The organism is Ornithinibacillus scapharcae TW25 (genome assembly GCF_000190475.1).
Classification (GTDB): Bacteria; Bacillota; Bacilli; order Bacillales; family Amphibacillaceae; genus Ornithinibacillus; species Ornithinibacillus scapharcae.
In genome coordinates, this window is record NZ_AEWH01000051.1 from 51958 (window position 1) to 77135 (window position 25178).

The 25178-nt window shown below is 37.8% G+C and carries 25 protein-coding genes, 2 pseudogenes and 1 riboswitch; of the genes and pseudogenes, 15 read left to right on the forward strand and 12 right to left on the reverse strand.

The annotated features are described in order from the left end of the window. Nucleotides 1-214 precede the first annotated feature (214 nt). The 6 genes and pseudogenes from G5W_RS23365 to G5W_RS0113760 all read right to left on the reverse strand — a co-directional run bounded on the left by G5W_RS23365 (nt 215) and on the right by G5W_RS0113760 (nt 4789). Nucleotides 215-394, reverse strand: a complete 180-nt coding sequence (locus G5W_RS23365) for a TetR family transcriptional regulator C-terminal domain-containing protein (protein ID WP_010097522.1) — start codon at nt 392-394, stop codon at nt 215-217. Between the two features lie 156 nt (nt 395-550). Next, nucleotides 551-1249 carry a DUF2306 domain-containing protein gene (locus tag G5W_RS0113735; RefSeq protein WP_010097524.1) on the reverse strand — a complete coding sequence of 233 codons (699 nt, stop codon included), beginning with the start codon at nt 1247-1249 and terminating at the stop codon, nt 551-553. A 393-nt stretch (nt 1250-1642) separates the two neighbouring features. Continuing rightward, on the reverse strand, nt 1643-2086 hold the full coding sequence (locus tag G5W_RS0113740) for a VOC family protein (RefSeq protein ID WP_010097526.1): 444 nt from the start codon (nt 2084-2086) through the stop codon (nt 1643-1645). A 128-nt stretch (nt 2087-2214) separates the two neighbouring features. Then, nucleotides 2215-3036 (reverse strand): helix-turn-helix domain-containing protein, encoded by an 822-nt coding sequence (locus G5W_RS0113745; protein ID WP_010097527.1) that lies wholly within the window; start codon nt 3034-3036, stop codon nt 2215-2217. Between the two features lie 279 nt (nt 3037-3315). Next, nucleotides 3316-3902: pseudogene (locus G5W_RS22315) on the reverse strand (GrpB family protein). 281 nt (nt 3903-4183) lie between these two features. Then, nucleotides 4184-4789: a TetR/AcrR family transcriptional regulator gene (locus G5W_RS0113760; RefSeq protein WP_010097529.1), complete on the reverse strand. Its 606-nt coding sequence runs from the start codon at nt 4787-4789 to the stop codon at nt 4184-4186. A 96-nt stretch (nt 4790-4885) separates the two neighbouring features. Between G5W_RS0113760 and G5W_RS0113765 the strand changes: the two genes are divergently transcribed. The 9 genes from G5W_RS0113765 (at nt 4886) to G5W_RS0113800 (ending at nt 10177) form a co-directional block, all read left to right on the forward strand. After that, nucleotides 4886-5599 carry a GAP family protein gene (locus G5W_RS0113765; RefSeq protein WP_010097531.1) on the forward strand — a complete coding sequence of 238 codons (714 nt, stop codon included), beginning with the start codon at nt 4886-4888 and terminating at the stop codon, nt 5597-5599. Nucleotides 5600-5623: 24 nt separating this feature from the next. Next, nucleotides 5624-5845 carry a hypothetical protein gene (locus G5W_RS0113770; protein ID WP_010097533.1) on the forward strand — a complete coding sequence of 74 codons (222 nt, stop codon included), beginning with the start codon at nt 5624-5626 and terminating at the stop codon, nt 5843-5845. A 186-nt stretch (nt 5846-6031) separates the two neighbouring features. Continuing rightward, nucleotides 6032-6247: a hypothetical protein gene (locus G5W_RS24335; protein WP_010097535.1), complete on the forward strand. Its 216-nt coding sequence runs from the start codon at nt 6032-6034 to the stop codon at nt 6245-6247. After that, nucleotides 6166-7098 carry an acyltransferase family protein gene (locus tag G5W_RS23370; protein ID WP_237706223.1) on the forward strand — a complete coding sequence of 311 codons (933 nt, stop codon included), beginning with the start codon at nt 6166-6168 and terminating at the stop codon, nt 7096-7098. The genes G5W_RS24335 and G5W_RS23370 overlap by 82 nt, the downstream gene beginning before the upstream one ends. Before the next feature lie 464 nt (nt 7099-7562). Next, entirely contained in the window at nt 7563-7736 is a 174-nt protein-coding gene (locus tag G5W_RS24990) for a hypothetical protein (RefSeq protein WP_474647514.1), read from the forward strand. Nucleotides 7737-7774: 38 nt separating this feature from the next. After that, on the forward strand, nt 7775-7999 hold the full coding sequence (locus G5W_RS24995; protein ID WP_474647515.1) for an RNA polymerase sigma factor: 225 nt from the start codon (nt 7775-7777) through the stop codon (nt 7997-7999). Further along, nucleotides 7983-8237, forward strand: a complete 255-nt coding sequence (locus G5W_RS0113790) for a helix-turn-helix domain-containing protein (protein WP_010097539.1) — start codon at nt 7983-7985, stop codon at nt 8235-8237. Before G5W_RS24995 ends, G5W_RS0113790 begins: the two co-directional genes overlap by 17 nt. A gap of 504 nt (nt 8238-8741) precedes the next feature. After that, the gene (locus G5W_RS0113795) at nt 8742-8927 is read left to right on the forward strand and encodes a DUF3173 domain-containing protein (RefSeq protein ID WP_010097541.1); all 186 of its coding nucleotides are present in this window, start codon (nt 8742-8744) and stop codon (nt 8925-8927) included. 38 nt (nt 8928-8965) lie between these two features. Next, a complete protein-coding gene (locus G5W_RS0113800) occupies nt 8966-10177 on the forward strand; it encodes a site-specific integrase (protein WP_010097543.1) in 1212 nt (403 codons plus the stop codon). Between the two features lie 56 nt (nt 10178-10233). On the opposite strand, the gene guaA is transcribed toward G5W_RS0113800, so the two are convergent. The 6 genes and pseudogenes from guaA to G5W_RS0113830 all read right to left on the reverse strand — a co-directional run bounded on the left by guaA (nt 10234) and on the right by G5W_RS0113830 (nt 18813). Further along, nucleotides 10234-11766: a glutamine-hydrolyzing GMP synthase gene (gene guaA / locus G5W_RS0113805; protein WP_010097544.1), complete on the reverse strand. Its 1533-nt coding sequence runs from the start codon at nt 11764-11766 to the stop codon at nt 10234-10236. 143 nt (nt 11767-11909) lie between these two features. Next, nucleotides 11910-12011: riboswitch (purine riboswitch) on the reverse strand. Nucleotides 12012-12072: 61 nt separating this feature from the next. Then, entirely contained in the window at nt 12073-14265 is a 2193-nt protein-coding gene (locus tag G5W_RS0113810; protein ID WP_010097547.1) for a transglutaminase domain-containing protein, read from the reverse strand. Continuing rightward, nucleotides 14262-15530 carry a DUF58 domain-containing protein gene (locus tag G5W_RS0113815; protein ID WP_010097548.1) on the reverse strand — a complete coding sequence of 423 codons (1269 nt, stop codon included), beginning with the start codon at nt 15528-15530 and terminating at the stop codon, nt 14262-14264. Before G5W_RS0113815 ends, G5W_RS0113810 begins: the two co-directional genes overlap by 4 nt. A 3-nt stretch (nt 15531-15533) precedes the next feature. Next, nucleotides 15534-16490: an AAA family ATPase gene (locus tag G5W_RS0113820; protein WP_010097549.1), complete on the reverse strand. Its 957-nt coding sequence runs from the start codon at nt 16488-16490 to the stop codon at nt 15534-15536. A 185-nt stretch (nt 16491-16675) separates the two neighbouring features. Then, a pseudogene (locus G5W_RS22325) lies at nt 16676-17118 on the reverse strand (GNAT family N-acetyltransferase). A 165-nt stretch (nt 17119-17283) separates the two neighbouring features. After that, on the reverse strand, nt 17284-18813 hold the full coding sequence (locus tag G5W_RS0113830; protein WP_010097550.1) for an amidase: 1530 nt from the start codon (nt 18811-18813) through the stop codon (nt 17284-17286). A 195-nt stretch (nt 18814-19008) separates the two neighbouring features. On the opposite strand from G5W_RS0113830, the gene G5W_RS0113835 reads away from it, so the two are divergent. The 6 genes from G5W_RS0113835 (at nt 19009) to G5W_RS0113860 (ending at nt 25173) form a co-directional block, all read left to right on the forward strand. After that, nucleotides 19009-19995 (forward strand): ABC transporter ATP-binding protein, encoded by a 987-nt coding sequence (locus G5W_RS0113835; RefSeq protein WP_010097551.1) that lies wholly within the window; start codon nt 19009-19011, stop codon nt 19993-19995. After that, nucleotides 19992-20999 (forward strand): ABC transporter ATP-binding protein, encoded by a 1008-nt coding sequence (locus G5W_RS0113840; RefSeq protein ID WP_010097552.1) that lies wholly within the window; start codon nt 19992-19994, stop codon nt 20997-20999. Before G5W_RS0113835 ends, G5W_RS0113840 begins: the two co-directional genes overlap by 4 nt. An 85-nt stretch (nt 21000-21084) precedes the next feature. Continuing rightward, a complete protein-coding gene (locus G5W_RS0113845; protein WP_010097554.1) occupies nt 21085-22893 on the forward strand; it encodes a peptide-binding protein in 1809 nt (602 codons plus the stop codon). A gap of 104 nt (nt 22894-22997) precedes the next feature. Continuing rightward, complete coding sequence (locus tag G5W_RS0113850) at nt 22998-23963, forward strand: ABC transporter permease (RefSeq protein ID WP_010097555.1); 966 nt, start codon at nt 22998-23000, stop codon at nt 23961-23963. Between the two features lie 11 nt (nt 23964-23974). After that, nucleotides 23975-24850 carry an oligopeptide ABC transporter permease gene (opp4C, locus tag G5W_RS0113855; RefSeq protein WP_010097557.1) on the forward strand — a complete coding sequence of 292 codons (876 nt, stop codon included), beginning with the start codon at nt 23975-23977 and terminating at the stop codon, nt 24848-24850. Nucleotides 24851-24960: 110 nt separating this feature from the next. Further along, a complete protein-coding gene (locus tag G5W_RS0113860) occupies nt 24961-25173 on the forward strand; it encodes a hypothetical protein (RefSeq protein WP_010097559.1) in 213 nt (70 codons plus the stop codon). The last annotated feature ends 5 nt before the right edge of the window (nt 25174-25178 follow it).

A 25178-nucleotide genomic window follows, 5' to 3' on the forward strand; every position in this document is an offset into this window, starting at 1 on the left:
CATTTAATATGATTTTTGACAAAACACTCACAAAGGGCTGTCTAATAAGTCTCGAAAATAAAACAAGAGGGGAAAATATCTTTCTTCCTCTTGTTTTTCGTTTCTAAAAAATCTTCGAAAAGTAGCCTGCGAGGTTCAGCTAATTTCAGGATACTGTAGACCAATGCCAATAATTTGGCGATCCTATTAAAGGGAATAAGGTAGGCAAGGTAACCTAGATAATTGTTTCTAAATGATAACAGATTACTTCTTTTACCTTTTCTGGAGAGTAAACATCAGGTCTTAACAGGGCATGAATGAACAAGCCATCAATTAATGCCGATAGCCTACTTATCTCTAATTGTACATTAATTGAATCAGATAAAATTCCTTGTAGAACTAATATCTCACTCATTGAATTTGCTAATTTATAGGTAACTTAATTATTATTCATTTGTTTCTCCCCATACCTTATTTTTTAAAAAATGAGATATGGAAAATCGCACCTATTTTCCGCGAGGAACATAAAAGATTTTATTCATTGATTAGTGCTGGTATTCTTTTCACACGTTCAAGATGCAGAACGTTTTCCATCCATTTTGTTAGTATAATAGTTGGTAAATCCAAAAATAAGCGGAGCAAATACAAGGATTGGAATGACCCATACAATTAAACTGACAGATTCAATTTGAAGAAGTCTTGGTGCACCAAAGACGGCAAATGCAGTAACGGTTGCGATACAGCATGATAGCATACCTATTATATGTTCCACTATCCAATGAGATCTTCTGGTTGGAGCAGACAGCCAATATTGCAGTTGGATTCCTCCCAAAAACACACCTATAATAGGGAAAAACTTCAATAACGGAAAATCAATCTTCCAACCGTATATGCTAATTGCGATACCAAAGGTAAGTAATAGTATCGGAAAAAACAAATCAATCACATGCTTGTGAGTATTTCGGCGTCTTTTATATCGAAGGACTCGTATGCCATACCATGCTGCTCCTCCACTTAAAATAGCAATAAAAATCAGAAACCAAGAAAATGGAACATCCTCTGCGTGAAATGACGGATCCCAAGCAAGGCGATAAATCCCCATATATAATGCTGAAATGGATACAATGCTCATGGCAATCACATATACCCAACCACTACGTCGATGCGTCTTTCTCCCTTTCTTCGTAACTATTGGAATCCAAAACACACATAATGCCAAAAATCCCCCTAAAACATGAGACCACCGAGCAACCATAAACATAAACTCCATCAATTCTCATCCCCCTTACAGGATACCTTTACATATTCTAAAATTTTTTTCAATAAACGAGTCATATAGCTAATTTTTATATAGACTTCTAGTTTTCATGAAGTACGTTCATACCGCAAGATTCTCCTGGCCAAGGGAATCTTATTTTTATGTCAGTAAATTAACACGAGAAACAGTAAGCTGTATTTCTTATAAGTCGATACCCTATTTTTCCTACTAAAAATGTTCCCTGCCAAAATTTTTTATTGGCAGGGTTTTTGGCAGGGAACTATACTATTTTTAATCAATATGTCCGTTTTATATAAGGTTAAATGCTGTTAAATCAGCATTCCCACTTCAAATTAAGTTGTAGTTTTATTCCCATCAAATAGGATTAACAAAACCTACAAAGTGCTATTGTATTTCCTCAATCGGCACATTCTTTATATGTGTTGCAATCCACCAAATGTGCCCAAAGGGATCCATTACACCTCCACGTCTATCGCCTTCAATATGATCTTCTACGGGCTCCAGTTCCTTTGCTCCTGCATCAATAGCTTGTGCAAAAAGTGCATCTGCGTCCTCAACATAGAGAAAAATATGCATCCCAGCTCCTTTAAGAGACTGGGGGCTCTGCATAATCGGGTATGCTGGAAACTCATCAGCAATCATGATTGGTGAATCACCGATTTTGATTTCTGCATGCTGAACTTTACCGCTGTTATCTGTAACACGCATCTGTTCAGTAGCTCCAAATGCCTTTTTATAAAATGAAATGGCAGCTGTTGCATCTTTGATAATCATGTACGGTGTCACTGTGTGGTATCCTGCTGGAATGCCTTTTGTATTCGATGTCATGAAATATTCCTCCAATGAATTTAAATTTGGATGCAATTATTCCAAAGAAACAGGTCAGATATTGGGAATGATTGCATCAAATTTATTCTAAATTACGGTGGAATGAATTGTATTGTAAAAAAATGACCCTATTTAAGTGGAACGTGATTTTGTTGTTTCTCTTGATTCATGTGGTAGACTGTTGGGCTAAGACCAGAAAATGCATGAAAATCGTGGATGAAATGGGCCTGATCATAATAACCGCAAGTTAACGCAAATGTTGTCCAATCAATTTGCTCTCCATCATTAATGAGCTGAAGTACATTCTGAAAACGTTGGATGCGGTAAAATTGTTTGGGTGTCATTCCCACTTCTTCCTTGAATACCTGAATAAAACGGCGTGAACTCAAACTAATTTGATCAGTCACATCAGCAATTTTTAACTGATAAGGGAAATCCTGAAATTTCTTTAACGCGAAGACAACTGCTGGATGAAGAGCCGAGGCTTGATTTATCATCTCCAATAAGTAATGTTCAAGAACTCTAAATTTGGCAGCTGGCATTTCAACTTCAAGAAGCTGATCTCGCATTTCGACCGCTTTTGCCCCCCAAAGTGTTTCTAGAGATACGTGCCTATTATATAATTCATTGGCTGATATATTAAGAAATGGAAAAGCACCACCTGGCTTAAAGTGAATCCCTATTGTGGAAGCTTGACATGCTGTGTCGATAACAGTAAAATCTGAATGCGGTCCAGAAATCACGCTCCCACGAAAACTTTTGAATCGGTCCTGATTCTTTTGATCGTATACCTTTATCAAGTCCTCTTCTAGATTGATAACTAATTCCATAGAGCCGTCTGGAAGGACGCGTTCCATTTCATGAGGCGGCTTATAACTTTTGTAATACCAAAAAATATTTATAAAATTCGACAAGGGAGGCGGGGGGTGGTAGGTTTGAAAAACAACCATAGCAATCACTACCTTTAATTTATTCTAAAAAGCACCATTATTGTTGGCTTGAAATAAAATTTCGATCAACAATGTCATTTAAATCCTTATTTTTTAGGGTATTCGGATTATTTGGTAGAAAAGGACTTATAATTAACCCTTTTCCATTTTCTTAATAAGTGTAGAAAAATCAAGTTGCCTGTTATGACGTGATAACAGGACTTTTTATTTTACAAACTTATCTTACTGATAAGTAATATTATTAAATACCTTCACCCTTATAAAAGGAATTTGTAAGTTTCAACCCTTCTTCTCATCGACCACATTTGCTCTCTCCATAATTTCCTGTACTATTGAACCTTTTGCATCCGCATAGTCTTGGACGTGTTTCCATTTACGGTGAGCTAAGTTACGCTTTACGTTTGCATACTTATCTCGATCGGAATGGTTAATTCTTAGCCAATTGCGAAACCGCAACATTCGGTCTATCTCAGATGAGCCTTTACTAAATACGTGTAAATTAATATCTGTATCGGGGCCTTTAAAAAGTCGGTGTTGAAACCAATCTGGTTCTCGAATACGTAAAGTGTAGCCGGCTTCCTCCAAGTCAGGAACATAAGCACTTTCGTCAGCAGAATCCTTCACAACCAATAGAATATCAATAATTGGCTTAGCACATAAACCTGGCACTGAAGTTGATCCAACGTGCTCCAATTGAAGTACTTTTTACCAAGTATGGAATAAATTCTTTTAGCCTCTCGGTCAAATAACTTCGGCCATTTCGGATCATAGTCAAGGAGCGTAATTTGTGCATTGTGAGATTTTAGCTCTCCAACCATTACTTCTTGCAGTTTTTCTTCATTTTTAGATTTTAAATTATCGTGCATCAAAGTCAATTAAATCTCCCTCCAATAGCATTCAAACGTACCGCACTTTTCAACATACCACCCATGGAAATATATCTAGCCACTTCAAGATAAACAATATGGTAGATAATGCTCATCCATAATGTTCCTGTATACTTTTTATATAGCTGTAGAGCAATTCCAAAAGTAAAGAGAAGTATAAAATAATCTATAGTTATTGTAAATGGCTCATCAAAGAATATTGACGCCAATGCCATCACTGTATGTAATCGGCAAACAAATGAAGATTAACGGTTGCAAAATCAATTCAATTGACTTTCATTACAGAGTGTTTCTAAATGATAACGGATTACTTCCTTCACCTTTTCTGGAGAGTAGACATCAGGTCTTAACAGAGCATGAATGGACAATCCATCAATTAATGCCGCTAGCCTACTTTTTTCTAATTTTACATTAGTTGAATCAGATAAAATCCCTTTTAGGACTAATATCTCAATCATTGAATTTGCTAATTCATATGTACCGTTAGTCATTTCATCTTTCTTTTCTTTTAATGTATCACTTGTAAGTGACTGAAGTGCAAGAATCCACCAAACACTCGTTTCGATTTTCTTTTCTTCATCAATTGGTACAAGCTCCAATAAAACCTCTTCGACAGCTTGCAATGGATTTTCTGACCAACTTTTACTTTGAGATCGTTTTTTACCTTCTTCCAGATAGTAATCCATGATAAATAATAACATTTCATCCTTAGTTGAAAAGTAATGTCTTAACGCTCCAGCAGACATGCCTGCTTCAATCGCAACTCTTCTTATGGAGGCTTTTTCTGTTCCCTCTTTCTTAATTATATTCCAAGCGGCTTCAGCAATTGACTTCCTCTTTTTTTCATGATTAACAATCCTTGGCATAAAAAATCACTTCCTTTTATTAACACAGTGTGTTATTATAATTTTAACACACTGTGCTATTTAAATTATAACATATAAAAAGGAGGGACTCTATATTTGATCGAAAGTATTGAAGCATTGATGCCTTCTTCATCAATAGACACATCGATAGCTTTGCTAATTATTTCTATTTGCGCATTAATTGATATATTAAGTCCTGGTGTACTTGCTGTAACAGCTTATTTATTATTGACACAGCCTGATCAATTATCATCTCGCTTGCTTGTTTTTTTATTTATTACGCAGTTTGGCTACTTCGTAGTGGGCTTATTACTATACTTTGGTGGAGATTCACTATTGAAAGGAATTGGAAAATTATCTGAATTTGACTTTATCAATTGGTTTTATCTCCTTTTTGGAGCAGTTATTGTTCTAATTAGCTTCTGTAAACCAAATGATACTACAAAAAAACGTTTAATTTCATTTATACCTCAAAAAACAACGATGAAAGGGATGATCATATTAGGTATCATTGTTTTTCTAATTGAATTTGTAACTGCATTGCCTTACTTTTATTCCATTTTGTTAATGAATCACCTAACAATTGAGTCTTCCTCTTCTATCTTTATTATAATTGGCTACAATCTTGTAATGGTGCTTCCTTCTCTTCTTTTGTTAGGGGTTAATATTATATTTAAAGAGAGACTGCAACAATTTCTAAATAAAATTAAATCAAAATTAAATGAAGCTCCGATTTCCTCACTCTTGGTAGCGATAGGAGTAGTAGGTGCGGTTTTTTTCAATATCGGTCTTAGAGGCATATTAAATTAAAAAATTATTAATGAGGTGTTCATCATGAAAGAAATAATCAGTGGACTTGGTCTACTTTTTGTTATACAGGGAGTAGGCGGATTAATCAATCATTTGACTAATGGTGGAAAAAGTTGGTTTTTGGTAAATTATATTAATGCGTTTCAGGGATTTGAAATTGTTATGGACATTATTTTTATTATAGTTGGTGGGATCATAGGTTTAGCCTCTTGGAAAATAGACAGATCAACTAAAAGAGAAAATTAAATATAGAGCAAATTGGACGGTTTATACATAGCCGTCCAGTTTGGCGGATACTCCGTTGAAATATATTTTTAAATATTTATAGAGAGGAACATAAGAATTATTATGAATTCAAGACATATAGGGAGCTCGTCTTCCCAAAAGGAAGAACGATTATACTTTATTGATAACCTAAGAGGAGCTCTTACAGTGTTGGTTGTGCTACATCATTTGGTGTACTTTTCCATCTATAACGATGTATTAACACAAGGGTCTATTGGGGTTGTAATGGGCCTTCTATTCCTTGCTTTTAATCAGACTTTCTTTATGGGACATTTTTTCTTATTTCTGGTTACTTTGTCCCTTCATCTTTTGAAAGAAATGGGGCAACTCGGTTTATCAAAGATAGATCTGTCCGATTCCTAATCCCATTTATCTTCTATATTTTCATTCTTAGCCAAGCTCAAGCAATTGAAGCCTATATACTTAACCAAGAGCCATTTACATGGCAAACCTATTTTTCACATTTAACTTACGGGCCTATGTGGTACGTCGAGCTACTTTTCGTATTCGTTTGTTTATACGCAGTTTGGGCGAAGTTTATGAGTAAAAATAAGCTATCAGTAGTTCGTCAGAGTAAGCCACCCACCTACACAATGCTTGCCATCTTTGTCATGATATTAGCAGTATCGTATTTCATCATAAGACTGTGGGTCCCTGCTCTCGACTTGCCAGGCGGATCTCCCAAGGTTCGAGCATTCGTTGGACTATTTACAGCAAGCGGCTATGATCTCCCACAATATGTTGGGCTATTCATTTTGGGCATCATCGCTTATCAACGCAATTGGTTTCGAAATACACCTGATTCTATGGGGAGGGCGGGTTTTGGAATTGCAATTGGAGCATCGATTCTTCTCCTTCCCTTAGTCTTGATATTTGGGGTAGACGGATTACAGTTTTCTGGCGGCTGGAACTGGACATCTTTGGTTTATTCTCTGTGGGAAGCTCTATTTTGTGTTGGCGTCATTCTCGGATTAATCATATTCTTTCGCAAAAGAGTTTTTCATCAAGGAAAAGGTTGGAGCTTCTTGTCAGCCCATTCCTTCGTGATTTATATCATTCATATACCGATTATCGCTATTGTTATGGCTGGATTGAAAGTCATCCACTTTCCACCATCCTTCATATTTCTAGCTACGATTCTGATCACGATACCACTTTGCTTCTTGTTAGGTTATATAATTAGGCAGATTCCCTTTGTGTCAAAGATTCTTTAGGGATGGTGAGTTTTAAAGAAAAAAAGAGGATACGACGATAACCATATCTGCCCTTATGCTTCTCAAAAATAGAACTAATGAGCCTTTTCCACTTTGAATCTTTATCTGGGCGCTTAAAAGTATTAATTTTAAATAAGTGTGACTTGGAATACCGGCAATTTTGAGTAGTGCCTTCACAGGATAATCGTGCCTTATCTCATATACTACTTTTACTTTTTGTTTTGTCGTAATTTATTCTCTTCTTAAACTAAGGCTTTCAACTTTTTAAATAGAATTTTCCATTTAATAATATGTATAAATTCGTACTCCCACCTGGCTTATGTTCAGTTGGGCTTTTTTGTATTTAATAAATATTTTTCTTAAAATATTGCTCTTATTTTTGGCATTTCATAAAAAAACTTGTTGAAGGTTATGAAAGGGGAAATCATCACCCACCTTTGCAGTTGCGAAGGGAGAGGAAATGCATGATCGAACCAGATCGTACCGAGTGGCAAGTTCGCTGTGCATTTAATGCCTTTTGTAAACGAGTATTGAAGAATGAAGCAATCAATATTTACAACGAAAGGCGACAACAACAGGCAAAGGAGCTGACGTTTTCTGACCTCACCCCACAAGAAGAAAATCAACTTTTACCTTAGATAAGCAATATGAAGGAGAAGAAGGACAAAGTTTTCAAGTGGCTGGAAAGAAAATAACTCCGAAATTACTTGCTGAGGCGTTGCATACTTTGCCAAAAGAAAAGCGTAAGGCCGTCCTACTATACTACTTTTTTGATAAGTCGGATGTAGAAATAGCTGAATTACTCGATATTCCACGCAGTACCGTTCAGTATAGGCGGACAAGCTCTTTCAAAAGGTTAAAACGATTTTTGGAGGAACATGCAGATGAATGGGATGATTAATTCTAATGTTGAAAACAATGAGCGTGGTTTATTGCCGTACCCAATTATTTTAGCTGCAAATAAGGGTGAGCCAGAAGCAATGAAAGTAGTTGTTTTGCATTATGGAAGCTACATGACAAGCCTGTCCATGCGTAAGCTCCGTAATGAACATGGAAACACTTATTGGGGCATCGATGAAGATACACGCGAACGCTTACGAGCGAAGCTTATGCAGTCGGTTTTAGCTTTCAAGATTTGAATCAATAATGGTAGGTTTTCCCTTTCGTTAACCATATATTGTGTTCTTTGACAAAGAAAGCACGGAAGATAACGCCGTGCAGTATAAACAAAAAATCAGATACGTTCTACTGATGACGAGCCACCTGATTCATGCGCCATGACTTCCAAAAGGAACGAGCGGTCATCTACGAATCTAGTGCAATCGTGGTGGATTGCTGGCGATAACCCATCAGTATGGATAATGATACTCCCCTACCGTCATGGTTCGAGCGTTCAAAGCGTCGCAAGCTATGAGTAGGGCTGGAAGAAATACTTGCAGGGGTGAAATTCCCGTGGAGCTGTATCAACAGCCGTCTGATTTTTTATATTTTAATTTAAGACTAACCTTCCAGTTATGACAAAAAACCTTTTATTTTAGTGCAAGAGCCAAATTCACGCAACGTATTAGAATTAGTTGTATAGACGCGATATAATAATAGACAGATATCAAATAGCATATCCTAGTCTATGGAAAGGAGTTTATATGGTCACAGTCACTAAAAAAGACTTGATAGCACTAGGTTATGGTCCTTCTTATTCAGCTGATATCATTAGAGAATGCAAAAAACTAATGATTTCAAAGGGCCACACGTATTATCAATCTAAAAAGTTGGATCGTGTTCCTAAAGAAGCTGTAGAGGAAGTATTAGGGATAACTTTAGACGTGTGATTTGTACTTCTTGCACTAATTGCGTAAGGAGTGAAATCATGACTAAAGATATCATCAAAAAGGCAAAGAACGGAACTTATTATTTTAGGGCAAATTTAGGCTATCATCCCATCACTGGTAAGCAAATCCAGAAGTACCGTAGCGGTTTTAAGACTAAAAAAGAAGCAAGGGAAGAATATTCAAGATTACTACTAACAAAGTCAGACGCATTAGAAGAAAAACAAGAGGACATTTTATTTCGACAGTTTATTGAAGATATTTTCTTACCTTGGTATAAAACACAAGTAAAAGGAAGAACGTACGATAATCGATTACCGACTGTAAGAAAACATTTCACTTTTTTTGATAACTTAATCACATCAGAAATTACCCCAATTCATGTTCAAAAATGGCAATTAGCATTATCTAAAAAGAAGTATCGTTCTTCTTATATTAGAAATGTTCAAGGGTTGTTTTCCATGGCAATGGATCGAGCTGTTGTTTTAGGTTTAACCGAAAGTAATCCATCGAAAATTGTTGGAAATGTAAAAAAGACAAAGACAAAAATAGATTTTTGGACAAAAGAAGAATTTGAAAAAGTCATCTCCCTTTTTTATAAGGAAGACTACTATCAACATTTTTTATTTATTTCATTGTGGTTTTTGTTTATGACAGGCATGCGAATTGGAGAAGCCACTGCGATTCAATGGGAAGATATTGACTTTGACAAAGGTTTGTTATCAATCGATAAAACACTTTACTATAAAAATTTAGATAACTATTCTTTTGTAGAACCAAAAACAAAAGCTAGTGTTCGTCATATTGCATTAGATGAAGATACATTAATGTTACTCCACGAATGGAAGGAAAAGCAGCAATCTATCGTCCAAACCAATTTTGTGATGAGCTATAATGGTATCCCTACACAAAAGCATACGTTAGCAAATGCCATTACACGTTATTCAAAAAAGGCTGGGGTTCATCGAATAAGATTACATGCTTTAAGACATTCTCACGCTTCTCTGCTTATTAGTATGGGAGAAAACCCATTAATTATTAAAGATCGCCTAGGACATGAAGATATTGAAACGACACTCGGCACCTATGGACATTTGTATCCAAACAGTAATTTTGAGGTCGCTCATAAACTAAAAGGTATATTGTCTTATCAAACTGCAACTGAAAATAAAGATACTTCTCCCAAAAATCAATTCACAGTTCAATATTTGCGTAAGGACTTAGAAACAAATAATGCAATAACAATGCAATGAAAATAGAGTAAAGAGCCGAAACCCTTATAAACAAAGGGGTTTCAGCTCTCCTTCTACTACTCCCATTCGATTGTTGCAGGTGGCTTACTTGTAATGTCATACACAACACGGTTAATATGTGCCACTTCATTCACGATACGAGTAGATACCTTTTCTAATACATCAAATGGAATACGCGCCCAATCCGAGGTCATACCATCAATCGAAGTCACAGCACGAATACCAATTGTATAATCATATGTCCTGGCATCACCCATCACCCCAACACTACGGATATTCGGAAGAACCGTGAAGTATTGCCAAATATCACGTTCTAGACCGGCCTTTGCAATTTCTTCTCGTAAAATTGCATCCGATTCGCGAACAATCTCAAGCTTCTCTTCTGTTACTTCTCCCAGAACACGAATTGCAAGCCCTGGACCTGGAAATGGTTGGCGCCAAACGATTCTGTCTGGCAAGCCTAATTGGGTACCAAGCTCACGAACTTCATCTTTAAATAAAGTATTCAACGGCTCAATCAATTCAAATTGCATATCTTCTGGTAGTCCACCAACATTATGATGGGATTTTATCGTTTGTGCTGTGTCAGTTCCACTTTCGATAATATCGGTGTAAAGTGTACCTTGAGCAAGGAAATCAACATCCTTCAATTTAGAAGCTTCATCGTCAAAAACATAAATAAATTCATTCCCAATAATTTTACGCTTCTTCTCCGGATCATCAACACCCTTAAGTTTCATTAAGAACCTTTCAGAGGCATCGACTTTAATAACATTCATGTCAAAATCATTTGCGAATACCTTCATCACGTCATCCGCTTCATTTTTACGAAGTAAACCATGATCTACAAAAATACAAGTTAATTGATCTCCGATTGCTTTGTGAATCAAAGCTGCCACAACAGAGGAATCAACACCTCCACTTAATGCACAAAGCACTTTTCTTTCCCCAACTTTGTTTCTAATAGCTGCAATTTCTTGCTCAATAAAATTCTCTATCGTCCAATCACCTTTGGCACCACACACATCAAACACAAAGTTCTTAAGCAATTGGTTGCCGTATTCAGAATGTCTAACTTCCGGGTGGAACTGAACCCCATACATATTCTTTTCTTTCATACTGAAAGCTGCAATTGGAGTAGAAGGATTTGTTGCATCAACAGTGAAGCTCTGTGGAGCTTCCACCACCTTATCTCCATGACTCATCCAAACCGTTTGCTCTTCCGGCGTATCGTTAAATACAACCGAATTATTTTGTAAAGCGATAGTTGCTTTGCCATATTCTCGATTCGTAGATTTGTCAACCTTACCACCGTAATGTAACGCCATTAATTGCATTCCATAACATATTCCTAATACAGGTATTCCTAAGTCAAAAATACCTTGGTCTGGGCGGAAACTATTCTCATCATAGACACTATGTGGTCCACCAGAAAGAATAATACCTGTAGGATTAAGTCTTTTAATCTCGTCTACAGAAATTTTATGTGAATGAAGCTCACTATACACACCAAATTCTCGGATTCTTCTCGTGATTAACTGATTGTATTGACTTCCAAAATCTAATACTAGAATCATTTCGTTATTCATATTGGCTCATTCTCCCTTAATAAAATTATGTTGTCTTTTCACTATATAACTAGCGAGTATAGAAAAAACCTAGAATTCCTCTTCATCTATTCCATGCCAAAAAGCACTGATAAATAGAAAAAGGCAGAATTCTAGGTTTAAACATCTAGATATTCCGCCTTCATAGTCAGAGCATTTACGGTGCCCCGGTAGAGACTTTCGAACCATATTATCGAGGATATATGATAGGCGTTATTAGGAAAGGTATTAATCTTTCCTATTGTATAAAAAAGTTAAACCTATTTTACTAGTGTATAGAAACCTACGTCAACCCAATATACGTTTAATTAAATTTTTCCATAAGTTTGAAACTTCTTCGTTAATCGGATTGTTAACGTTCTGTTGGTAGATTAGTTGTTCGTAATTTGCTGTTAATCTTCCCATTTCATCCGTACCAAACCAGTTATCTATTCGAACAGCATACTCTCTTAATGTTTGGTCTGGATCTTTTTGAAAGCCTTTTTGGTTCAAAAGCTTAAGAATGAAGTGGTATGCATCCTGGTAGGCTTCCGCATCCTTTTTATTCATCATTCTTCTTTCGATGAAATGTGTACGGAGACGATTTCTCTTCCAGTAAAGAATGGCCAATAATATCAGTAGTACACCTACAATTATCGTTCCGTGAACCCATGTAAAATCAAATTTACTTTCTTCTTCCTTACTTGGGCTAAAAACATCTTTTGCTTCTTGTTCCGGAACTTGTGGTTCTTGTTCTGGCGCTTCAGGAGTTGCTTCAGGTGCATCTAATACATCATCTTGATTATCCGTATCAACCGCATAATCGTTCGGTGCATCAAATCCTTGCGTAGGCTCAAACGGAACCCAGCCAATTCCTTCAAAATATACTTCTACCCATGAATGCGCATTGGCATTGGTTACTTGATAGAAGTCATTTCCTTCGCCATCTACATTATCTTCAATTTTTTCACCACTAGTAAAGCCCTTTACCCATCTAGCAGGGATATCCAATGTACGAAGCATGACAACCATCGATGTGGAGAAATTATCACAATAGCCAATTTTAGTTTCAAATAAAAATTGATCCACATAATCCTGTTCATCAGATGGTACCGCTACATCATCTATCTGATAGGTAAAACCATTCCCACTAAAATAACGTTCAATTGCTCGAACTTTCTCATATTGTGTTTGATGATTCACTGTAATCTCTTGCGCTAGCTCTGCTACCCTGCTAGGTAGGGAGTTAGGCAGTTTTGTATACCTATCCAACAACTCCTCATCTGAAGTCACGCCACTTTCACGCATGTCATCAAGTGGATAGGACGGGCGATTATAGGAAATTTCATATGTTTCTAGACTGGTATCTTTATTGTCTACTTTGGTTGCTATTTCACCTGTTTGCTCGTCTAACCAGAAAGCTGCACCAGTTTTTGGAGTCTCGACATGATCAGCTCCATATGGATAAATAAGCTTCGGTATATTAGCTGTTTTTTCAAAATCTAGCGATACATGTAAAGGCTCTGTCTCAATCGTCGATGAGAAAGTCCTGAAGGTAATATCACGACCAACCTGCTCTACATACTCACCCTGTTCAGAATTGACCCAGCCCTTACCGGTATAATAGTCTTTCGATTCAACTCGAAAGTAATTTTCTTCTTTCATAAAGGCAGTAAAAACAGGTGTATAGTCTTGAACGAAAGAACCACCTAATCTAGAATCATTATCCCCATAACCAACCTTTTGAATGGTCCCACCTCCACCGATGCCAGTTCCATTTATTGCACTTTCAATAAATGGAACTGGATCTGGCCATTGTGGCTCTAGCTTAGGAGCAGCATACCCAACTATTGATGAAAACAATACAATGAAGATTAGAGGAATCATCCAAAGCGGTCTCGTTTTTAATCGGTATGCCGGGATGTTTTCGCTTTGTACTTCTTTTAATACATTTGCAATACCTAATGCAATAAACGCAATGACAAACGTCCGAAATATAGCCCATTCTGCATTGTAAACTGTAAACGTATCTAACAATGTGATATAGATAAACGTTAGTACGCTAAAAATCATGATTCGTTTCACTTGCACAAACCAATAAAAAATTAAATAGCTCATTAGCCAAATAATAATTAAGAATAAAAATGTACGAAACATGTTCGTAAGCTCAAACCACTGTCTCGCTAGTAACGCTTCTACGTTGTAAAAAAAATTTGCATACAACTCTTGGAACCACATGGGACTCCAAAAGTTATAACTTGAAAAGACTCCATTCAAAATAAAATATACACCAAACCCTTTCAAAAGAAAGGATAGCCACCATTTCACTTGTAGGATACTAATAAAGAAACAGAATATAGCATAAATAACAAAGATGCCAATGTATTCTGTGTCCGTTATTTGCTTAACAGGATAGAGCCATTCTAAAAATAGCACCAGACCAGAAATATATAGAATAGAAGTAAAGATAAATGGTATTTTTTGTTGATTTACATTATTCATATAGCATTCACCTCTATACGGTCTGTTACTAGCTCTTTTTCGGTTAATAAGCACACTGGTATTCCTGCATTACGGAGCTCCAGCATGACACTATGCTCCATTGGTGAAATACGACTTTCTGCTTGAATAAATATAATTAGAAGTTTTTTACCTCGTACCCGAACATGTTGGAGTGTTTCTCTAAGCTCCTCACTAAGATGTGTTGTGACGATTACAAGATAAAAGCTATTGGTCATTTTCAGCATTTCATCTTTTAGCTTGCGTGGAAACTGATACTTCGTACTTGGATATACATCCGTTAGATGCTTACGAATCCATTCCATCTTAGCCGGGTCATGTTTCACTGGAAATGAAACGGTACTTTCACCAATAGAGAGAAAACCAACTTGTGAAGCTTGCTTACGAATATTATCCATTAGCGATATACTCATTTCAATAGACGCTTCATATGCTAATAGGTTCATTCCCTCATAGTAGCAATTATCCAGAATAATTAATGTGTCCGTGCTCTTTTCTTGCTCAAACTCTTTCGTCATGACATGATTGATTTTCGCAGTTTGTTTCCAATCTATCCAAGAAAATCTATCCCCTGGCATATATTCACGTACTCCAGTAGCAACATTAGTATTCTTCAAATTCATTGCGAATGAAGATATGGAACCCTGCTCATAGCTATTCATCTTCTCCACCATGTGTACACGACGTTCTACTGGATAAACAACTACTTCATTTCTCACTTGATAAATGTGCACTTTTTTGACAAGCCCAAAGATATCACCCGTCTTCACCCGAATAGCAGGTAGAGTATGATTCCCTCTAGGCAACTGTTCAAGATCATAGGTAACTTCAAAGTGGCGTTTAAACCATGGAAACACAATCTTCTTCACACTTCGAGCTTGATATAATTTATTTGGTTGCTCTAAATACTGGTATTTCGCATGTCGAGTGTCTATACGATTTAACGTCTCCGGAATTAACTCCTCCAAAATACAGTAGTAAATTGGAAAAGGGAGCTTCCGATCTACTCGAATGGAAACACTAACCCCTTCCCCCGTTGCTACCACATGCTTGGACATTTTTCGTTCAATCTTCCATTTTGAAATTGGATAGAACGATAAGCCGATTAAATAGAGGAAGATTGGTAGAAAACTATAAAACAAGAACCAACTGGTAAATCCTCCTTGAAACATTGCATAAGCATAAAGCACGGCAAAAATAATAAAGATGAGAATAACACTACGTACAAAACGGAACGTTCCCGTCATTACTTAAAATTCCCTTCGAATTGGTACAAATGTTTGTTTGACTATTTGCTCCACTATCTGTCTTGCTGTTTTGCCGTCATACTTTGCTTCAGAGGTAAGAATTAACCTGTGTGTTAAGACAAATGATGCTAAATACTTCACATCATCCGGTAATACAAAGTCGCGTCCTTTAATAAATGCATATGCTTTAGCAGCTTTCATCAATGCGATGGATCCACGCGGACTAACACCTAAAAATATAGATTCATGATTTCTTGTCTCACGTACTAGATTGATAATATATTGCTGAACATTTTTTTCGATATATACATTTCGAACTTCTTCTTGAATAGATACTAATTCTTCTTTGGTCATAACAGGTGAGATTGATTCTATGGGGTGTTCTTTAGATGTTCTTTCAAGCATTTCCAATTCGTCTTCAAGTGATGGATAACCCATGGTAAGCTTTAAAAGAAAACGGTCTAGTTGAGCTTCAGGTAGTGGATAGGTTCCTTCGTACTCGATTGGATTCTGAGTTGCCATTACAAAAAATGGTTTCGCCAATGATAGGGTTCTTCCGTCAACTGTCACACTCTTTTCTTCCATACCTTCCAGTAGTGCTGACTGTGTTTTCGGTGAAGTACGGTTGATTTCATCCGCTAAAACGATATTTCCGAGTATTGGCCCTCCACGAAACTCAAATTCCATTTCTTTCGGATTATAAATGGAAATACCAGTTACATCAGAAGGTAATAAATCTGGGGTGAATTGGATTCTTTTAAAATCACAATCTAGTGATTTTGCGAGTGTACGGACGAGCATTGTTTTACCGACTCCTGGAACATCCTCTAGTAAAACATGGCCTTCCGCTAGTAAAGCTACTAAACTCAAGGTTGCAACTTCTTCTTTTCCAATCATTACTCTATTAATATTCTCGATTACTTTTGCTATTTTTTCATTATATGTGATTGTCTCCTGCATCTCCTTACGCCCCTCTGCATAGATTACTGTACCTCTTAACTATACTAGAAATTATTCCGTTAGGAAAGAGTACTTACCGTACATTATCGTCATTAAACAAGTATCACAAACGTTTTTTGGATAAATTTATCGGTTACAACACTTACTATAAGTAAGTTTAATAGAAAAGGTGCTTTCATAATTGGTTAAATATTCAATTCTAACCATTCATCCGTTTCTTTGAAACCAAACTTCTTATATACCGGTTTGCCCATTTCTGATGCTCCTAGCCATAATTTGGATACCCCTGACTTCCCCGCCTCAACAACTAATTTCTTCAACAAGTATGTCGCAATACCTTGTCCACGGTATTTTTCTTCGGTAAACATATTGGTGATATAACCTTTTTCCATTTTTGTTAGTATAAGATGGAGGAAAATCATAAAAAATCACTGCACCACAAGCGATAATTTTTCCTTTATCTTCCTAACCATTGTATGAAGGAACCATCGCTAAGTTTATTAGTAAAAAATTCATGGAGCTCCTTATCAATATCAACACTAGGTTCAATTCCCTCATCAATCAGTTGCTTTTTTCTCAACTCTATTAGTTGAGGAATATCATTTATATCTGCCTTACGATATTGCATCATCTTACCACCCCGCCTCTTAATTTTCTAACGTTATTTTACCATAATATAAGCCCTGGTACTTCTGCCCTAATAAGTAAACTTAATCAAATCGAAAAACTAATAAGGGATACCTAATGGTATCCCTTATTAGAAATAAATTTAGCTACATCTTTATTCTTCTTATTACGTTCTCGGTGCTTGTCCGCTCTTTAATACCTCTTCTAAAAACGGATTCTTCATCATATCAATCCATAGGGATGTTTGTTCCACCTGATAAGCAAGTTGCAATAAGCGGTGTTCTTCTCCCTTGGAAGCCATCACTTGTACACCTAAAGGTAGCCCTTCCTCAGAGATATAAACTGGTAGTGAGATTGCAGGCTGCCCTGTTAAATTAGCAAGCTGTGTAAATGGCGTATACGTTAAGCTAGGTAAAAACATTTCATAGATTAGCTCCTGCTGTCCACTCTTATCTAGCTTCTCTACTCTTTCTCGAAGATCAGCTTGTGATGCTTCTGAATGGGTAAGCTCTCCTACTTTCGGAGCAGTGAAAGCTGTAGCTGGAGTGATATAAAAATCATATTCACGGTGTAAATCAGCCATCTGTGCTGCTGCCACATCCCAAGAAGCAAGGCTTGCGGAAAATTCAGCAGCTGTTACGGATTTACCTGCGACATTAAGTAGCCATGTTTCGATTTCCATATCCTCAGCTGTTAGCTCCCGTCCAAAAGCTTCTTCTAATTCATGCACTAGTGATGCCATTTCCCCACTATTCATGAGGTAATAGTTTCGCATCAATTGAATTCCATCTACACCATTATTCTTTTCCTCTACATGGTGACCTTCCGCTTCCAACCACATTACTATCTGGCGAACCGCTTTTTTAGCATCCTCGGAAACCGGTGTTCCAACAGGTGATTCGGTTGTAAAAGCTATTTTTAATGGTTTATCAAATGGCTTCTTCATAGCCTCATGAAACTTGCCTGGGAAGAGTGGTGTTTGAAATGCCGCCTCTGGCTGAACTACCTGCAAAATATCAAGTAATTGGGCACTGTCACGAACTGTTCTAGACAAAGCAAAATCAATGGACGCGCCTTGCCACTGTCGCCCTGCCCCAGGTCCTACTGGCGTCCTTCCTCTAGTTGGCTTTAAGCCAAATAGACCACTAAAGGAAGCTGGAATACGAATAGATCCTCCACCATCACTTGCACCAGCCATCGGAACGACTCCTGCAGCTATTGCAGCAGCTGTCCCCCCACTCGAACCACCTGGCGAATAATCAGGATTCCATGGATTTCTCGATGGACCATATAGGACAGGCTCTGAAATGTTTTTCAAGCCAAACTCTGGTGTATTGGTATGTCCTAGAAAAATAAATCCGGTTTTTTGTAGCTTCTCAACAAGATTAGAGCTCTCATTAGCAAAGTTAGCACGTAGTAATCTAGAACCAGATGTTATCGGCTCACCTTTTAAGCGCTGAGAGATGTTTTTAAGTAAAAAAGGTACTCCAGCAAAGCCAGTATCATCAACCTTCATATTCTCCGCTTCCTGTAATGCCTTTTCTTTCCTATCATGTATAACGGCATTCAGTTTAGGGTTTACCCGTTCTAGTTGCTCTAAGCTCAAGGCGACTAGTTCCTTAGGAGTAACTTCTTTCTTACGAACTAAATTTGCCATTTCAGTTGCGTCAATTTGAACATATTTACGAAGATCCATATCCCTCACCTCAGATTTTCCTGTTTTCTTCAGTGTATCATATATAAATTAAAACTCTACATTACAAGCCTATTCTCATAGTAATTATGAAACACATGCCACTTTATCCAAAAATAGTAATAATATAAAACGACCTATCATACTATGTTACGAAATGATAACTTAGCCAAATGCTAATGAAAAGGAGTGGCTCCAATGAATCAAGTACCGCTTCTATCTGTTCATGACCTAAAGACATACTTTTACTTAGAGCAAAATAGAATAGCTAAAGCTGTTGATGGTGTTTCCTTCACCGTGTCACCTGGCGAAACGGTCGCAATAGTAGGTGAATCAGGTAGCGGAAAAAGCATTACTGCCCTATCCATCATGAAATTGATTGAAAAACCAGGAAAAATTGTAGAGGGCAGTATCCACTTAGAAGAAAAAGTTATATCTAGCCTATCATCCAAACAGATGACAAAGCTAAGAGGTAATGAAATTGCAATGGTTTTCCAGGAGCCAATGACTGCATTAAACCCTGTTTATACGGTTGGTAATCAAATTACAGAGATGATTCGCAAACATCGAAAGTTAGATAAAAAGCAAGCACAAATTGAAGCTATTAATCTATTAAAAATCGTTGGCATATCTAGGGCAGAAGACGTAGTAAACGATTATCCCCACCAATTATCAGGGGGGATGCGTCAGCGCGTCATGATAGCAATGGCCATTTCTTGTAATCCAAAGCTTTTAATTGCTGATGAACCTACTACCGCACTGGATGTTACGATCCAAGCCCAAATTCTAGACCTAATGGTGGAAATGAAAGAAAGATATCATATGGCCTTGCTCCTAATAACACATGATCTAGGAATCGTCTCCGAATATGCTGATCGTGTCGTCGTCATGTACGGCGGCCAAGTCGTAGAAGAAGCCCCAACCAAACAATTACTCCGTACTACAAAGCATCCATATACAAAAGGACTATTGGAAAGCTTACCAAATCTTAAGGAAGATGTTGACCGTCTAGGGACTATCAAGGGAACTGTTCCTCCAGCATATGCCCTTCCAAATGGATGTCGCTTCTATGATCGATGCCCATTAGCCATGGAAAAATGTAAAGAAGCAAACCCAGAATTATACCAAGTGAATACCAGTCACACTGTCCGCTGCTATCTTCATGAAAAGGAGGAAATAGAATGACAACAACGTTACCTCAAGCCGCAACCAAAGAAGCACTCCTAGACGTTCATCATATAAAAAAATACTTTCCAATCAAAGGAGGGATTTTCAGGCGAACCATCGGTCATTTAAAAGCTGTAGATGACGTTTCTTTTTCCGTCTATAAAGGAGAGACATTAGGAATTGTTGGTGAATCTGGTTCTGGCAAATCAACATTAGGAAGAGTAATTCTTAAGCTGATGGATCCTACGGAAGGAGAAATCTATTTTAATGGCAACGAAATTTCCAAGCTCAAACAGAGAGAAGTCAGACCCTATAGGCGAGATATGCAAATGGTTTTCCAGGATCCATTTGGTTCACTTAATTCAAAAATGAGTGTGGCGGAGCTAATTGAGGAACCATTAGTTGTTCAAACTTCACTGTCCAAGCAGGAACGTAAACATAAGGCAATTGAAATCATGGAAAAGGTTGGCCTAAGAGCAGATGACAGAATGAAGTATCCACATGAATTCTCAGGGGGGCAACGGCAGCGGATTAGTATTGCACGTGCATTGATTATACATCCACAGTTTGTCATTTGTGATGAGCCAGTATCTGCTCTTGATGTATCCATTCAAGCACAAGTGCTCAATTTAATGAAGGATCTTCAGGATGATCTTTCCTTAACCTATTTATTTATTGCCCATGATTTAAGTGTTGTAAAGCATATAAGTGATCGTATAGCCGTTATGTACCTTGGACGCATTGTGGAGATAGCACCAAAGAAAGCTTTATATGATAATGCTTTACACCCATATACACAGGGATTATTGGCCTCTATCCCCGTTATTGAAACGGAGGAAACAGGTACGAAGAGAGAAAAAGTACGTATTACTGGGGATCTTCCTAGCCCGGTCAGTCCTCCATCTGGTTGTCCTTTCCGCACTAGATGTCCTATGGCCCATGAACGTTGTTCAGTAGACAGACCAGAACTAACGATGGTTGGAGATGATGAGCATTATGTAGCTTGTCATTTATATACTTAAATCTACATCATTTGGAGGTGATTATCCAACAGTTAGGTTGTTGTAGGGCATTACCTGTTTTACGAATAAAAAGGGGGAAAATAATTTGTTCAAAAACAAGTATGGTTTGTTAGCAATTGCCTTGTTAGTTGTGCTAGGTCTCGTACTAGCGGCCTGTGGAGATGACAAAGAATCAGAGGATGAGCCAGGAGTAGAAGAAGAAAACAAAGGCAATGACGGAAAGAAAGAAGATGAGAACGCTGATGAGGAACCAAAGTCAGGCGGAACACTAACGGGTGCTATGTATTCAGCACCAGCTGGGATGTTTAACCCGATATTCTACGAAGAAGCTTATGAAGCGAATATCTTATCCTTCACACATGAAAGTCTAGTCGGACAGAATGAAAGCCTAGAATTCATTCCTGGTTTAGCAAAAGAATGGGAAACAAATGAGGATCAAACAGAACTGACGATGTATTTGGAAGAAGGCGTTAAATGGCACGATGGTGAAGATTTTACTGCAGATGATGTAGTATTCACGTATAAATCGATTGCCCATCCAGATTATGTTGAAGCAGGTGGTATTCGTACCGCATATGTTCAACCGCTATTAGGTTATGAGGAATACGTAAATGGTGAAACGGACGAATTCCAAGGTGTAGAAGCAGTTGATGACTACACGGTTAAATTCAAATTTGCAGAGCCAAATATTAACCCACTCTATTATGCTAGCTTCACCATTATTCCGGAGCATATTTTTGCCGATATTCCTGTAGCAGAAATGCCTGAGGCCGAGGAATCAAGACAGCCTGGAAAAGTAATCGGTACGGGACCATTTAAGTTCACTGAAATGGTAGAACGAGAACAATATGTGTTAGAACGTCATGATGATTACTGGCAAGGCGCTGCATATCTGGACAAAATTGTCTGGAAGGTTGTTGCCCAATCTGTCATGTCAGGACTACTTGAATCTGGTGAGGTGGATTTCATTGCAGATCCAAATGGAATCCAACCAGCCGACTATGACATGATTTCTGCATTAGGTAATATTGAGATTATTGAACAACCAGACTTCGGATATCAAATTATGGGATTCAAGCATAACCATCGTACTGCAGATGATGTGGAAAGTGGCGCAATCAATCCAGATAACTGGGTACCTAATGAAAAGTTAGCTGATCCGAAAGTACGTCAAGCGATTGCCTATGCAATCAATCGTGAAGGATTGATTGAGGGATTATTATATGGCCGTGGTGCTGTTCTGAATTCTCCTATCGCGAAGCAATTCTGGGCATATGATGAGAGTGAGACAACAAACTACACCTATGATCCAGATACAGCTAAATCCATGTTAGATGAGCTAGGATATGTCGACGCTGATGGTGATGGCTTCCGTGAAAATCCGGATGGTGAAGAATGGATATTAAACTTTGATTACCCAACTGGAAACGAATTACGTGAAAAATCAGCACCACTTATTGAACAAATGTTAGAAGAGGTCGGAATTAATGTAAACCTTCGTCAACCGAAAGAGATGTCTGCCTATGTAGAGGACTTAACAAATGACAATAGTGATTGGGATCTTTATCTTATTGGTTGGAGTTTAGGAAGTGCTGACCCTGACCCAACAGGTCTTTGGGCAACAGCTGCAGCCTATAACTTCTCACGCTGGAACAATCCGGATTCTGAGGCTTTAATGCAACAAGCTTTGAAAGCACCAGAAGCATTCGAGCAAGATTATCGTAAAGAGGTCTACAAAGAATGGCAGAAATTATTCTCAGAAGACCTACCAGCTGTAATTCTATATGCTCAGAACAGTCTGTGGGCATATAATGATCGTTTACAAGGAGTACAGCCACTTCCATTTACGATGTATAACGATCCACATCTATGGTGGGTATCTGACGCCGAGTAAGAAGGATACAGGTAGTTTACGGAACAACCAATAAATTCAGAGGATGTCTCATAGGGACCAATCCCTCCTTGAGACATCCTCCTCCTTCATAAGGGGGGGTTAATTTGTACAAATATATTATTAGAAGAATATTAGTTTTTATACCGATGTTAATCGTTCTTTCGATGATTGTATTCGGCTTAGCTAAGGCTGCGCCAGGTGACCCGTTTACCGGCAGGATGTTAGACCCCAATATTGATCCAGAGGTATATGAACAGCAACGGGAAGCGCTCGGATTGAATGATCCTATTCCGGTTCAATATGTGAATTGGGCAACTAGAATTGTAAAAGGAGACTTTGGCGAATCCATGTATTATAAAGGTAGGTCAGTAGCAAGCCTTGTCTGGGAACGACTACCTAACACGTTATATTTAGGGTTATTTTCTCTTGCCATTACATTAATAGTCGCTATTCCAATTGGAATTTACTCTGCCCGAAATCCGTATTCGATGTTTGATTATGGAGCAACTACCTTTGGTTTCTTTGGACTGGCAGTCCCGAACTTCTTCTTTGGGCTCGTTGCTATTTATTTCTTTGCGATTAAGTTAGGATGGTTCCCTTCACAAGGTACTATTACGGGAACTGATATCACTGGCTTTCAGGAGTTTCTCGACCGGATACATCATATGGTATTACCCGGAATAACACTAGGGCTTGCAGGAACAGCCTCCTATATGCGATATATGCGTTCTGAGGTATTAGATGTTCTTGGAAGTGACTATATAAGGACTGCAAAAGCAAAAGGAATGAGTGAACGTAATGTATTGTACAAGCACACATTACGAAACGCCATCATTCCGATTATTACCTTGATGGGCTTTGAGTTTGGGGCATTATTAAGTGGTGCTATTATTACGGAACAGGTCTTTAGTTATCCAGGACTAGGCACGTTATTTATTAATTCCATTACCAATCGGGACTACCCAGTCATCATGGCCATTACACTTTTACTAGGGGTAACCATTCTCATTGGTAATTTACTTGCTGATATTTTCTACAGTATTGTGGATCCAAGGATACGTTATGACTAGAGGTGAGAAATATGAGTAAAAAACGTAAACGAGCCCAAAGTCCATTTCAACTAGCATTTAGGCGATTTTTGAAAAATAAATTGGCCATTCTCGGTATTATCGTTCTCGTCATCATTACGTTAGGTGCAATTTTTGCACCCTTACTTACGAATCACGATCCAACCTATGGTGATTTATTAAAAATAGAAAAAGCCCCATCCGAGGAACATATTCTTGGTACGGACGGATCAGGTCGGGATAATTTTGCACGGCTCTTGTATGGTGCAAGAATATCCTTAGTCGTTGGTTTTAGTGCCATGCTTTTCACATTGTTAATCGGGGTAGTCTTAGGGGCATTAGCAGGGTATTATGGCGGTCATATAGACAATCTAATTATGCGGCTTGCTGACCTTATTCTGGCCATTCCGTTTCTTGTTTTAGCCTTAACCATCATTGCATTATTAGAATCCGTCACCGTCACGCTGTTCGTCACCATAATTGCTCTTACAACCTGGCCATCATTAACAAGGATTGTCAGGGGAACTTTTCTTTCCTTGCGTGAGCAAGAATTCGTTCTTGGGGCTAGAGCCATTGGCGCAAGTGATTTCAGGATAATTTTTAAACATTTTATACCAAATGCCATCGGTCCTATTATTGTCAATGCAACACTTATGATGGCTTCAATGATTATCATTGAATCAGGATTAAGTTTTATCGGAATGGGAATTCCCCAACCAACACCTACGTGGGGAAATATGATATCAGAGGCACAGAATATTCGTATCCTACAGTATCATCCTGAAGCATGGATTCCTCCTGGATTAGGAATATTACTTACTGTACTTGCTATAAACTTCATCGGCGATGGCTTGCGAGATGCTTTTGATCCAAAGAGTAATCGAAGGTAATAGATAATTCCCCTCTAACTCACCCACACGAGTTGAGGGGAATTTTGTTTGTATAATTTCCCTGAATTTTTTCCCTTTCATAGGTCACAATACTATCAGGAGGTGGTCACATGAGTAATAACCAAGACAAAACACCAAAGAAATTAAAGGTTGAACTCGGTGGGATGGGATTATACGGTACTACATCCAATACAGAGATAGCAGGATACATGGCAACAGGCGATATTGAAAATGCGGGACAGATTGATAAAGGATTTAAAAAATTAAATGATGAGTCAGGAGCAACAGCTTCATTAGATGATGCTAATCCTGGGGATAAGTAGTACGG